The sequence below is a fragment of the Saccharothrix longispora genome (assembly GCF_030852425.1).
Lineage (GTDB): Bacteria > Actinomycetota > Actinomycetes > Mycobacteriales > Pseudonocardiaceae > Actinosynnema > Actinosynnema longispora.
Map to the genome: position 1 here is coordinate 55,485 of NZ_NSDM01000001.1, position 12,643 is coordinate 68,127.

At 73.7% G+C, this 12,643-nt stretch carries 10 protein-coding genes; 2 read left to right on the forward strand and 8 right to left on the reverse strand.

What is annotated here, in order from left to right; genetic code table 11:
- Positions 1–32: 32 nt before the first annotated feature.
- Positions 33–578 (reverse strand): DnaE2-dependent mutagenesis accessory factor ImuA', encoded by a 546-nt coding sequence (locus CKY47_RS00290; RefSeq protein WP_306743547.1) that lies wholly within the window; start codon positions 576–578, stop codon positions 33–35.
- A gap of 629 nt (positions 579–1,207) precedes the next feature.
- Between CKY47_RS00290 and CKY47_RS00295 the strand changes: the two genes are divergently transcribed.
- Entirely contained in the window at positions 1,208–1,801 is a 594-nt protein-coding gene (locus CKY47_RS00295; protein ID WP_306743548.1) for a hypothetical protein, read from the forward strand.
- A gap of 89 nt (positions 1,802–1,890) precedes the next feature.
- Here CKY47_RS00295 and purH read toward each other — a convergent pair whose 3' ends face one another.
- The 7 genes from purH to CKY47_RS00330 form a co-directional block, all read right to left on the reverse strand.
- Positions 1,891–3,474 (reverse strand): bifunctional phosphoribosylaminoimidazolecarboxamide formyltransferase/IMP cyclohydrolase, encoded by a 1,584-nt coding sequence (gene purH, locus CKY47_RS00300; protein ID WP_306743549.1) that lies wholly within the window; start codon positions 3,472–3,474, stop codon positions 1,891–1,893.
- Positions 3,471–4,106, reverse strand: coding sequence for a phosphoribosylglycinamide formyltransferase (gene purN, locus CKY47_RS00305; protein ID WP_371320613.1), 636 nt, complete (start codon positions 4,104–4,106; stop codon positions 3,471–3,473). Before purN ends, purH begins: the two co-directional genes overlap by 4 nt.
- A 55-nt stretch (positions 4,107–4,161) precedes the next feature.
- On the reverse strand, positions 4,162–5,700 hold the full coding sequence (locus CKY47_RS00310; RefSeq protein ID WP_306743551.1) for a cell division protein PerM: 1,539 nt from the start codon (positions 5,698–5,700) through the stop codon (positions 4,162–4,164).
- A gap of 135 nt (positions 5,701–5,835) precedes the next feature.
- Positions 5,836–6,504 (reverse strand): DUF5336 domain-containing protein, encoded by a 669-nt coding sequence (locus tag CKY47_RS00315; protein ID WP_306743552.1) that lies wholly within the window; start codon positions 6,502–6,504, stop codon positions 5,836–5,838.
- 186 nt (positions 6,505–6,690) lie between these two features.
- Positions 6,691–7,581 carry a succinate--CoA ligase subunit alpha gene (gene sucD, locus CKY47_RS00320; RefSeq protein WP_306743553.1) on the reverse strand — a complete coding sequence of 297 codons (891 nt, stop codon included), beginning with the start codon at positions 7,579–7,581 and terminating at the stop codon, positions 6,691–6,693.
- A gap of 2 nt (positions 7,582–7,583) precedes the next feature.
- The gene (sucC, locus tag CKY47_RS00325) at positions 7,584–8,753 is read right to left on the reverse strand and encodes an ADP-forming succinate--CoA ligase subunit beta (protein WP_306743554.1); all 1,170 of its coding nucleotides are present in this window, start codon (positions 8,751–8,753) and stop codon (positions 7,584–7,586) included.
- Between the two features lie 243 nt (positions 8,754–8,996).
- The gene (locus CKY47_RS00330) at positions 8,997–10,643 is read right to left on the reverse strand and encodes a hypothetical protein (protein ID WP_306743555.1); all 1,647 of its coding nucleotides are present in this window, start codon (positions 10,641–10,643) and stop codon (positions 8,997–8,999) included.
- Between the two features lie 773 nt (positions 10,644–11,416).
- On the opposite strand from CKY47_RS00330, the gene CKY47_RS00335 reads away from it, so the two are divergent.
- Positions 11,417–12,172, forward strand: a complete 756-nt coding sequence (locus tag CKY47_RS00335; RefSeq protein WP_306743556.1) for a M23 family metallopeptidase — start codon at positions 11,417–11,419, stop codon at positions 12,170–12,172.
- Positions 12,173–12,643: the final 471 nt, after the last annotated feature.

The following is a 12,643-nucleotide window of genomic DNA, read 5'->3' on the forward strand; positions in this document are numbered from 1 at the left end:
CGGGAGGACGTGCACGACGAGCGGGCGGTGGGTCACACCGCCTCGGGGTTCCGGGGTTTCGCCGGCACCGGGGTCAGCGGACGGCGGTGCCGGGTGGGCGATGGGGCCGCGGTGCCCGGGAGGGGGAAGGTGCTGCGTTGCGGGCGCGCGGCGGCGCCCCGGCCTGTCGCCCGGACCGTGGTGGGACGGGCGGCCAGGAGGCCGTGGCCTCGTGACAGACCTGCCCAGGGGCCGAAGGTGGCGGTCAGCTCCACGTCGGCGCCCGGCCACTGGACGGCGAACGGGAGCAGGACGGACCTGCGGTTCCTGGCCCGGGCGGAGAGCGTGCGCGCGGCCGAGTGGGTGACCTGGGTGGCCACCGCCACCAGGTCGAAGCCGTCCAGGAGGGCGGCGATCGTCTTCTCGACCTCGCTCCGGTCCCCGCCGGGGCGGGGGACCAGAGCGAGGCGGTGAACGGCCACCCCCAGTTCGGCCGCCGCGAGCACCCCGCACCGCGGCAGGCCGACGATGGCCGCCCAGCATCCTTCTGCCGTCGCCGCGGCCATCAGCGCGAGCAGCAGCGATGTCGACCCTCGCACCGACACCGTGCTACCCCGTCGCAAGCCACCCCGGGGAAGGAGCTCTGCCAGTTCCCCGCGAACTGGCAGAGCCCGGACCGGTGCGCTGGTCAGCTCGCCTGCCGCGCCTACCCCGAGCGCAGCCGGCGTCGCCGTTGCCGACCTCGACACCCGCCCTCCCTCACCACTGATCCGCGCGCACCCCTGTGCACGGATCGCCGTGGGAAGTCGGCGACCTGTCTATCGAACACGTGTTCGAATGACATGGTGATCTTATCGCTAGGGAGGCCGTGCGTGTCAATGCCGATCGGGGACACGATCGGGGGAGATCGAGGACGGCAGGCGGGAGGCGTGCCGGCAGACTGCTCGCGGCCCCGTCGGCCTCGACACGTCGCGGCCGCAGCGGGGCACGACGCAGCAGGGGCACGACCACAGCGGGAATCGCTCGAAGCGGAATCGACCACAGCACGGGGGGAACCGTGAACTCACCTCGGAACCGGCCGCAGCAGACACCGCCCGGGCAGGCGCCTCCCGGCGGGTACGGGTACGGACCCGGTGCCGGCGGGTACGGACCCGGCGGCGGGTACGGGCCCGGACCCGGTGGCGCCGGGTACCCGGGACCTCCGCCGGTTCGGAAGAAGCGGACCGGGTTGGTCGTCGGGATCGTGGTCGCGGTCGTCGTGCTGCTGGTGGCCGGTGTGGTCGGGAAGCTCTACTTCGACTACGCCGACGAGCCCGGCGGCGGGCCCGGCGGGGAGCCGGTCGCGCAGTGCGCGTTGAGCGACTCGCTGAAGCAGCAGGCGCACGTGAGCAGCTTCCGGCTGATCCAGGCCCCCGCCGAGGCCGAGAAGGGCATGAAGCAGACCCACTGCGCCTGGGAGCAGACCAAGGGCCGGGACGGGCGGAACCCGCGGACGATCCACGTGCTGGTCTACGACTACGCGAAGTTCTCCGACAAGTCCGACCGGAACGAGGAGATGGCGGAGGGCAACTACACGAGCTTCACGTCCTACGCCTCGGGGTCGCAGGCCAAGCAGGTCGACGGTCTCGGTGACCAGGCGATGGTCGTGATCCCCTCCTCGTCGACGGATCTGACCGAGGTGAACCTGCTGGTGCGCAGGGGTGCGGTGGTGTGGAACATCCGCTACTTCGGCCGGGACAAGGGTTTCCTGAGCGACTCGGCGTTCCCGGTGGACGACGCGGAGGCCGTGGCGCGCCGGACGGCCGAGGAACTGGTGCGGTAGCGCAGGCGGGAAGACGGGCGGTCACGCGGGAGGGGCCCGACCGGCGGTCAGCCGGTCGGGCCCCTCCCGGACGCCCCTCGGGGCGGCGGTCAGTGGGCGAAGTGCCGCGTGCCCGTCAGGTAGACGGTGGCGCCGGCCGCTTCGGCGGCCGCGATGACCTCGGCGTCGCGGACCGAGCCGCCGGGCTGCACGACGGCGCGCACGCCCGCCTCCAGCAGGACTTCGAGGCCGTCCGGGAACGGGAAGAACGCGTCGGACGCGGCCATCGCGCCCTTGGCCCGCTCACCGGCCCGGGCAACCGCCAGCCGGGCCGCGTCGACCCGGTTGACCTGGCCCATGCCGGCGCCGACGGTGGCACCGCCGGAGGCCAGCAGGATGGCGTTGGACTTCACCGCGCGGCACGCGCGCCAGGCGAACGCGAGGTCCGCCAGGCCCTCCTCGGAGAGCGGCTCGCCGCACGCCAGCGTCCACTTGGCCGGGTCGTCGCCGTCGGCCTCGATGGTGTCGGCGGTCTGGAGCAGCAGCCCGCCGGACACGGCGCGCATCTCCGCACCGCCGCGCTCCGGCTCGGGGGCGACCAGGACGCGGATGTTCTTCTTGCGGGTCAGCACGTCGACCGCGCCGTCGGCGTACGACGGGGCGATGATCACCTCGGTGAAGATGTCGGCGACCTGCTCGGCCATCTCCACGGTGACCTCGCGGTTGGCCGCGATGACGCCGCCGAACGCGCTCACCGGGTCGCACGCGTGCGCGTTGCGGTGGGCCTCCGCGATGGCGCCCGGACCGTCCACCTTGGACACCGCGATGCCGCACGGGTTGGCGTGCTTGATGATCGCGACGCACGGCAGCTCGTGGTCCCACGCGGCGCGCCAGGCGGCGTCGGAGTCCACGAAGTTGTTGTAGGACATCTCCTTGCCGTGCAGCTGGGACGCCGTGGCGAGGCCGGGCAGCCCGTCGCCCCGCGTGTAGAGGGCGGCCTGCTGGTGCGGGTTCTCGCCGTAGCGCAGCACCTGCTTGCGGTTCCACGTCGCGCCGACCCAGCCGGGGAAGCCGGAGCCCTCGTCGTCGGGCGAGACGACGCTGCCCAGGTAGGAGGCCACGGCCACGTCGTAGGACGCGGTGTGCCGGAACGCGTCGACGGCCAGCCGCTGCCGCTCGGCCAGGGTGAAGCCGCCGGCGGCGACCTGCTCCAGCACCCACCCGTAGCGGGACGGGTCGACCACGACGGCGACGACGGCGTGGTTCTTCGCCGACGCGCGCACCATCGCGGGGCCGCCGATGTCGATCTGCTCGACGCACTCGTCGGGGGACGCGCCCGACGCGACGGTGCGCGCGAACGGGTACAGGTTCACCACGAGCAGGTCGAACGGCTCGATGCCCAGCTCGCGCAGGGTCTCCAGGTGGGCCTCGCGGCGGGTGTCGGCGAGCAGGCCCGCGTGCACGCCGGGGTGCAGCGTCTTGACCCGGCCGTCGAGCACCTCGGGGAACCCGGTCACGCTCTCCACGGGCGTCACCGGCACCCCGGCGTCGGCCAGGGTCTTCGCGGTGCCGCCGGTGGAGACGATCTCGACTCCGGCCGCGTGCAGGCCGGTGGCCAGTTCCAGCAGCCCCGACTTGTCGGACACCCCGATCAGGGCCCGACGAACCGGTCGCCTCTCGGCAGGAGTGGTCACGGGATGCTCACCTTTCGTCCGTTCACGGTGCAGCCCTCGCGGGCCAGGCGGGCGACCACGTCGACGAGCAACCGCCGCTCCACCACCTTGATGCGCTCGTGCAGGCTTTCGACGTCGTCGTCATCGGCGACGACGACCGCTTCCTGGGCCAGGATCGGCCCGGTGTCCACGCCGCCGTCCACCAGGTGCACGGTGGCGCCGGTGACCTTCACGCCGTAGTCGACGGCGTCACGCACCCCGTGCGCGCCCGGGAACGCGGGCAGCAGCGCGGGGTGCGTGTTGACCATCCGGCCGCCGAAGCGGGCCAGGAAGGCGGGTCCGAGGATCTTCATGAACCCCGCGGACACCACGAGGTCCGGTCGGTGCGCCTCGACGGCGTCGGCGAGGGCGACGTCCCACGCGGCCCGGTCGGCGTGGTCGCGCAGCTTCGCGGTGAAGGTCGGGACGCCGGCGCGCTCGGCGCGGGCCAGGCCCTCGATGCCGGCGCGGTCCGCACCGACGGCCACCACCTCCACCGGGTAACCGGGGTCGGCCGCCGCGTCCAGCAGCGCCTGCATCAGGGTGCCGGAACCGGAGACGAGGACGACGACCCTGGCGGGGACGGGAAGCCGGAGTGTGGTCGCGGCGCTCAGCGTGCTCTCCTTGCTGGGGACTGTCACAGCAGCTCAAGAGCAGCCTAGGCGGTGCTCACCTCGGCTTGTCGGCCAGGTCCGGGTCGCCGTCCCGGCCGTCGTCCGGGTCGGCGCCCGACCCGGGGACCGGGTCGCGGCCGGCCTCGTCCTCGTCCTGGACGTCGTCCTCGTCCTCGGCGTCGTCGTACTCCTCGGAACGGGGGTCTTCGGAGTCGTCGAGGTCCTCGGCCTCGTCGTACTCCTCGTCCCCGTCCTCGGCGTCGTACTCCTCGTCGTCCTCGTAGTCGTCGGGGTCCTCGGGGTCCTCGTCCGATTCGTCGTACCCGGCGTCGTACTCCCCGTCCTCGTCGTCGTCAGCGGGTTCGGCGCCCGGGCCGGGATCGGGGTCGGGTTCGGGCTCCTCGGCGGCGGCCTCGAACACCGGCTGGGGTTCGGGGGCCCGGACGCGCGCCGGACGGGGGCCGGAGAACCAGGCCACGACCGCGCCCGGCACGGCGATCCACGCCATCGTGAGCACGGCCAGCAACCCGGCCGGGATGGTGACCGGGTCGAACGCGCCGGACCCCAGCGCACCACCCGACACGGCCGCCAGCACGAGCAGCCCCACGGCCGCGGTGACCGCCGCGACCAGCACCGCGCGCACCCTGGCGCGGGGCGTCCCGGCGGCGTCGCGCAGCGAGAACCCGATCAGCACGCCGAGCGCGCCCGGCACCACGAGGACCAGCGGCAGGTAACCCGCCTGCTCCTCGGGCAGGGCCGCCAGCAGCGGCACGGCGGGCACGGGGCCGCCGACGAACTCCAGCGGGCGCACCACGGCCGAGCCGATGGAGAACCCGGCCCCCACCACGTACGACAGCGCGCCGACCACCGCGTTCGGCAGGTAGGCCAGGCACATGAGCCAGATGCCGAGGCCGGTGCCGATGGTGCCGCCGGTCTGGTCGAACAGCGAGGCGGTCGTGGACCAGGAGAACAGCAGGCCGAGGGTCAGCACCAGCGCGCCGGCGGCGGTCAGCGCGAACAGCGCCAGCGCGCCCGCCCGCAGACCGCGCCGCGCCACCGGGTCGACGCGCTCGAACACGACCTCCACCAGGCCGCAGCGCTGCGCGACGCCCGCCACGGCCGCCACGCCGGACACCGCGGCGCACCCGAAGAACGCCACCGCGGGCGTCGCGCGCACCACGCCGTCGTCGCCCATCAGGAACGCGATCACGCCGCCGACCACGGCGTGCGTGCCGGCGATGCTGAACACCACGGACCGGGCCTGCAACGGCTCGAACAGGCCGAGCCGGTCGGCCGCGCTCGCCGCCGCCCGGTACACCAGCAGCATCACCAGCGCGGTGGGCAGCAGCGGCAGCAGGCCGAGCTGCCCGCCGTCGAACCGCAGCGGCACGTGGTGCGCGACCAGCCAGCCGGGTGCGGCGGCGGTCAGCACGCCGGTGGTCGAGAACGACGCGTGCGCGGCGGTCGACGAGATCAGCGCCAGCAGGGCCGCGACGGCCGCGTACCCGACGACGACGGAACCGGCGGCGGTCGTGGTGAGCACCCGCGCGCGTTCCGCGCGGGAGAACTCGGGCGGGCGCACGGAGTCCGTCACGGCACCGTGTGGAGTCGTTTGCAGCACCGGCATCTGTCCACCATCCCAGTCACGATGGGCCGTTCGGGTGAGGCTCGCCGCACACGCGAAGAGGGGTGGCACCGGAGCACCGGTGCCACCCCTCCCACGTCTGCGTCAGGACTGCTGCTGGGGACCGCCGAACCCACCGGGCGGCGTGCCCTGGCCGGGCTGCTGGCCGGGCTGGCCGAACTGGCCGGGCTGCGGCATGTACGAGGTCGGCTGCGGCTGGCCGGGCTGCTGGCCCTGCTGCGGCTGGACCGGCTGCTGCTGCTGGAACTGGCCGGACGGCGGGCCGTACTGCTGCGGCTGGCCCTGCTGCGGGAACGCGCCGGACTGCGGGTTCCAGCCGCCGGGCTGCTGGCCGTAGGGGTTCGCGGGCTTCGGCGTGAGCTTCAGGACGCCCGCGTCGAGGAGCAGGCTCGCCACCACGGCCGCGGCGAGCAGCAGCGACACGATCAGCAGGACGACCTGCATGCCCTCCACGTCGGCCTCGGTCTTGACGATGCTCTGGAGCAGCACGAGCATCGGGATGACCGCGAGCGGCACGGCCGCGTAGAGCAGGCCCCTCGGGGCCTTGGGCAGCACGGACAGGCCGGCGAGGATGCCCGCGGCGTACATGAACTCGATGAAGCCCGACGAGGGCACGTCGTCGGCGAACGCGAGCAGGAACGCGATCAACGCCAAACCGGCCGCGACCAGCGGCAGGATCAGGTTCAGGTTCACGCCAACCGCCGGCTGCGCCGGTCCCGGCTGCTGCTGAGGGGCGCCGTACGGCTGGGACATGGTGCGGTCTCCTCCACCTGCGGGGTACTGATCGGGACGACAGAACGCTAGCCGATGCACACTCTCCGACGACCACCGGACTCCCGTGGTTCCCCGGAAAGCACCCGATCAATCGGATCGGGATGTGCCGAAGGCCACCTCCGGGGTGGGAGGTGGCCTTCAGTGTGTTCCACGAACGGGTGAATGTCAGCCCATCGACTGCATGATCTCCCGCATGATGGCGGCGGTCTCGGACGGCGTCTTGCCGACCTTCACGCCGGCGGCCTCCAGGGCCTCCTTCTTCGCGGCGGCGGTGCCGGCCGAGCCGGACACGATCGCGCCCGCGTGACCCATGGTCTTGCCCTCGGGCGCGGTGAAGCCCGCCACGTAGCCGACGACCGGCTTGGTGACGTTCTCCTTGATGTAGGCCGCGGCCCGCTCCTCGGCGTCGCCGCCGATCTCGCCGATCATCACGATCGCCGCGGTCTCCGGGTCGGCCTCGAAGGCCGCCAGGGCGTCGATGTGCGTGGTGCCGATGATCGGGTCGCCGCCGATGCCGATGGCGGTGGAGAAGCCGAAGTCCCGCAGCTCGTACATCATCTGGTAGGTCAGCGTGCCGGACTTCGACACGAGGCCGATCTTGCCCGCGCCGGAGATGTTGGCGGGGATGATGCCGGCGTTGGACTGCCCGGGGCTGATCAGGCCGGGGCAGTTCGGGCCGATGATGCGGGTCTTGTTGCCGGTGGCGACGGCGTGCGCCCAGAACGCGGCGGTGTCGTGCACCGGGATGCCCTCGGTGATGACGACGGCCAGCCCGATGCCCGCGTCGATCGCCTCGACGACGGCGGCCTTGGCGAACGCCGGCGGCACGAAGATCACGGTGACGTCCGCGCCGGTGGCCTCCATGGCCTCGGCGACGCCGCCGAACACCGGGAGCACGTTGCCGTCGAAGTCGACCTTCTCGCCGGCCTTGCGCGGGTTCACGCCGCCGACGATGTTCGTGCCGGAGGCCAGCATCCGCTTGGTGTGCTTGGTGCCCTCGGCCCCGGTCATGCCCTGGACGACGACCTTGCTGTCCTTGGTGATGAAGATAGCCATCGTCAGACCCCCGCAGCCGCGAGCTCGGCAGCCTTGTCGGCCGCGTTGTCCATAGTGTCCACCACGGTGACCAGCGGGTGGTTGGCCTCGGCGAGGATCGCGCGGCCCTCTTCGACGTTGTTGCCGTCGAGGCGGACGACGAGCGGCTTGGCGGCCTCGTCGCCCAGGATGCCGAGCGCGGCCACGATGCCGTTGGCGACCGCGTCGCACGCGGTGATGCCGCCGAACACGTTCACGAACACCGACCGCACGTCGGGGTCGTTCAGGATGATGTCGAGGCCGTTGGCCATGACCTCGGCGGACGCGCCGCCGCCGATGTCGAGGAAGTTGGCGGGCTTCACGCCGCCGTGCTTCTCCCCCGCGTAGGCGACCACGTCGAGGGTGGACATGACGAGGCCGGCGCCGTTGCCGATGATGCCGACCTGGCCGTCCAGCTTGACGTAGTTGAGGCCCTTCTCCTTGGCCTTGGCCTCCAGCGGGTCCTCGGCCTGCTTGTCCACCAGCGCCTCGTGGGCGGGGTGGCGGAACGAGGCGTTCTCGTCGAGGGTGACCTTGCCGTCGAGCGCGACGATCCTGCCCTCGGGGTCGCGGACCAGCGGGTTGACCTCGACCAGCGTGGCGTCCTCGGACACGAAGGTGTCCCAGAGCTTCACGATGACGTCGGCGACCTGGTCGGCCACCTCGGCCGGGAACTTCGCGGCGGCGACGATCTCGTCGGCCTTCGCGCGGTCCACGCCCGTGATCGCGTCGACGGGCACCTTGGCCAGGGCCTCGGGCTTGGTCGCGGCGACCTCTTCGATGTCCATGCCGCCCTCGACGCTGGCCATGGCCAGGAAGGTGCGGTTGGCGCGGTCGAGGAGGAAGGAGAAGTAGTACTCCTCCGCGATGTCGGACGCGGGGGTCACCAGCACGCGGTGCACGACGTGACCCTTGATGTCGAGGCCGAGGATGGCCTCGGCCTTCGCCTCGGTCTCGTCCGGGTTCTCGGCGAGCTTGACGCCGCCCGCCTTGCCGCGGCCGCCGGTCTTGACCTGGGCCTTCACCACGACGGTCGAACCGAAGCGCTCGGCGATGGCCTTGGCCTCGGCGGGGGTGGTCGCCACGTCGCCCGGAAGTACCGGGACGTCGTGGGCGGCGAAGAGGTCCTTCGCCTGGTACTCGTACAGGTCCACTCGGGTCTCCTGCGACGTCGGTGTCGGACACCGCGCCTCTTCGTGCGGTCCCTCGATGGTCCGGCGCTCCAGGCTGGTGCCTGGTGCCCTCACGTACCAGGCATCACCTGGAACGCCGGCATAGCCGTGGGGGGGACCGGCTCGACGCGGCTTCGCAAGACACTATCGACCTGCCCGGACCACGCCGCACCCCACGCCCGTGAAGTCGGTCATAGAGGTGGTGAGGTCGATCACCACACCGGTTCAGCGGGCGGTGCGGACCGCCGCGGTGACCAGGAGGGCGGCGGTGGCGGCGAGGGCCAGCCACAGCCCCGGTCCCGGCTCGGCCCCGGCGGCGCGGGCGGCGGTGAGCGGGTACTCCAGGGCCCTCGTGCCGGTGACGGCGGCGGCCCCGAGCAGGAGCGCGGCGCCGTTGCCCGGCCGGGCGCGCAGGGCGAGGGCGGCGGCCCCGAGCACGGTCACCAGGGCGACCAGCAGCCCCCAGGAGCCGACGCGCAGGCCGAACGCGGTGATCGGCGCGTAGTCCCGGGCCTCGATCACGGGCAGCGCGAACGCGCCGACGGCGAGCAGGGCGGCGATGAGGGCGCCCGCGATCAGCGGCAGCGGGGCCTCCCCGGACGCGGTGCCCGCCTCGTCCCGCTCCACCGCGCCGGCCAGGGCGGCGGTGACGGCGGCGGCGAGGGCGGCCAGCGCGGCCACGACCGTGAACCACGTGCCGGGGCCGGGCTGGACGGCGTCGACCCGCGTGGCGGCGAACACGGCGTCGAGCGCGCCGGCGGCGGCGAGCGGGACGGTCGCGGTGGCCACGGCGAACGCCGGGCGGGCCGCGCCCCTGGCGAGCAGGGCCGCGCCCAGGACGCCGACGGCGACGGCGGCGGGCCACAGGAGCCGGGCGGCGTAGTCGGTGGGGGCGGGCAGGCCGGCCGGGAGGACGAGCTGGTCGGTCAGCGCGCCCGCGACGGCGGCGGCGGCGGCGACCAGGCCGAGGGCGCCCGCGACGGGGTGCAGGCGGCGCAGGCCGGGCAGCCCGGGTTCGGCGCGCCCGGCGGGGCGGTCGGTGACCCGGTCGGCGGCGCGGTCGCGCTGGGACCAGGTGAGCAGCGCGGCGGCGGCCAGCACCAGGAACGGGCCGGCGGCCGGGCCGACGCGGTCGGTCGCCAGGGCGGTGGCGACCGGTGGGAGCGCGACGGTGACCAGGGTCGCGGCCAGGCCGAGCAGGCCGCCCCGGCGGGCCTCGGGCGTGGTGGCGCTGGCCGCGATCACGGCGAGGACCGGTGCGGCGACGACGAGCAGCAGGCCGCCGAGCATCGGCAGGGCGGGCGAGTCGAGCGGGCCGCGCGCCGGGACCAGCGCGTCGGTCGAGGTGAAGGGGGCGGCGAACAGGCCTACGCCGGCCAGCAGGCCCGCGACGGCGGGGAGGACGAAGCGGGCGCGCTCGGCGCGCGCGTCCGGCTCGGCGAGGGTGGTCGCGGCCAGCGCGCCCGCCGTGACCAGCAGCACGTGACCGGCGAGCAGCGGCCACACCCCCGCCGCGGGGGTGGGCGCGTCGAGGGTCGCCGGGCGGAACAGCTCGGGGCGCGCGGTGTCGAGCGGGTCGACGAGGACCTGGAGGTCGACCAGCAGGCGGCCCACCGCGAGGACCGCGGGGGCGATCAGCGAGGCGGCGGCGCTGACCTGGTGGCCGCGCGCGAGCAGGACGGCGGCCAGGGCGGTCGGCGCGAAGGCGAGCACGGCCAGCAGCGGCCACGCGGTGAACGCCGGGGGCGCGCCCGCGTCGACCACCCCGACCAGCGGGGCCGCCGCGCCGAGCAGCGAGCCGGCGAGGCCGAGCCCGACCGCCGAGCGCAGCCTCGTGGGTGCCGATGAGACCGGGTCCGCGGTTCGGATCACCGGTCGGACGCTAGCAAAGGGGTGGCCGGCGGGTGCGGTGCGCGGGGATGCGCGCGGGGAATGCGCGCGGGGAATGCGCGCGCGACGCCGCCGGTTGTCGGGGGTACCGCCTACCTTCACTCGTACGGGTGGTCCGAGGGGGTCGGTGGGGTCCGACCGTTTCGGGAGCGGGAGGGGCGGGCACCCGGAGTGCACCGGCCCACGGGGTAGCGGGGCACGGGTTTCGGGATGTCGGGACACGACCGGTCCGGGGAAGCGGGACGACCGGTCCGCTCCCGCGGCGCCGTCGGCGCCGCGGTCGGGGGTTCGGGGCGTCCCCCGTCGGGGGAACGTCCGGTCGGAGCACGCCGCGCTGCGGGCACCGGAGTACGGGATACGTGATTCAGGTCACCTTTGAATATCGGTTGCCCGTAGCGCTCCGCGTGCAGTAGTGAGCCCAGTCACACGATCGGACCATGCTGCGGGTCACCCCATCGTGCCTGTACGCACCGCGTTTCTTGGGGTTCCGATGACCGAAAGTCACAGTTGACAGTTCTGCGCGAGCCTTCGGGCGCTAAACGGTAGACATCGACACCGGGGATTGCCCTTAAGGGTCTCGCCCCGTTATCTTCCCCCGGTCCGTTGTCACGGTCTGGTCACAAGCAGGACAGCGAGTCGGTTACCCCGACCGGCTCGACCGGGATCCCCCGCCCGGTGTCCGACCGGACTCCCCGAAGACGGAAGGCCAGGTTTTGTCCCGACACCGCTCCCCCGGCGGCCATACGAGTTCTGCTGTGCTCGACGAAGCGGTCGAATCCGCCTCGACGCGTGCGGTCGGCACTCACCGGCTCCCGCCGCCGCCCTCGGCGCTGCGCGGCCGGATCGTGGTCGCGGCCGTCGCCGTAGGCGCTTTCGCCGCCGCCGGCGCAGGTCAGACGCTCCACGCGCTCGGCTCCGACTCCCCCTCCTCCGCCGACGAGGTCACACCGCTCGCGAACGCCGCCGACGGCGCCGCCGCGTTCGGCGTCGGCGGCTCCGGCCCCGCGTCACCGCAGGTCCTGCCCGTCGCGAAGACGGTCGACACCGCGGCCGAGGCCCAGAAGCTCGTCAAGAGCCAGCAGATCACCGAGAACCGCGAAGCCGCCGAGATCGAGGCGAAGCGCCCCAAGTACGTGCGCCCCGCCGCCGGCTCCTTCACCTCCGGTTACGGCGGCCGCTGGGGCGAGATGCACTACGGCATCGACATCGCCGGCCCCATCGGCACGCCGATCCTGGCCGCCGCGGATGGTGTCGTGGTCGAGGCCGGTCCCGCAAGCGGTTTCGGCCTCTGGGTCAAGGTCGAGCACGACGACGGCACCACGACCGTCTACGGCCACATGGACACGTTCTCCGTGCGCAAGGGCCAGCGCGTCATGGCCGGCGAGCAGATCGCCCGCATGGGCAACCGCGGCTTCTCGACCGGCCCGCACCTGCACTTCGAGGTCTGGAACCCGGCCGGCATGAAGATCAACCCGCTGACCTGGCTGAACAGCAAGGGCGTCAGCGTCTGAGGCGCTGAGCGCGGGCCGGCCGCCACGACGCGGACGGCGAAGGACGGCACGGACGACAGAGGCCGGGCTGCTCGACGAGCAGCCCGGCCTCACCCTGTGGTCGTGCAACCGCCCCCCCCGGCGGCGCCCCCCCGGTGCGATCACCGCCCCGACGCGGTGGGCCGCACCCGTTCCCCCTCGCCACCGGCGGCTCCCCCACGGCCCGCTCGCCCCGAACGACCAGGCCGTCCGCTGGTGACACCCCTTAAGACGCCCGGTGGCGGCCGGGGTTGCGGACGAATCCGGAATTACCCGGACAGGTGACGTCAGGCGGCGCCGGAGTCCTCGGCGAGCCGGGCGTCGTACGCCGCGCGCGCCGCCGCGACCTCCGGTTCGTGCCGGTCGGACCACGCGCCGAGGACCTGGACGACCCCTGCGGGCCCACCCCGAGGGGCGTCAGCTCGTAGTCGATGCGCGGCGGCACGGTCGGGG

What these genes read in the sequence shown, in the direction of transcription:
- sucD (WP_306743553.1), bottom strand. Translation starts at nt 7,581, where the DNA reads ATGGCTATCTTCATCACCAAGGACAGCAAGGTCGTCGTCCAGGGCATG.
- CKY47_RS00315 (WP_306743552.1), bottom strand. Translation starts at nt 6,504, where the DNA reads ATGTCCCAGCCGTACGGCGCCCCTCAGCAGCAGCCGGGACCGGCGCAG.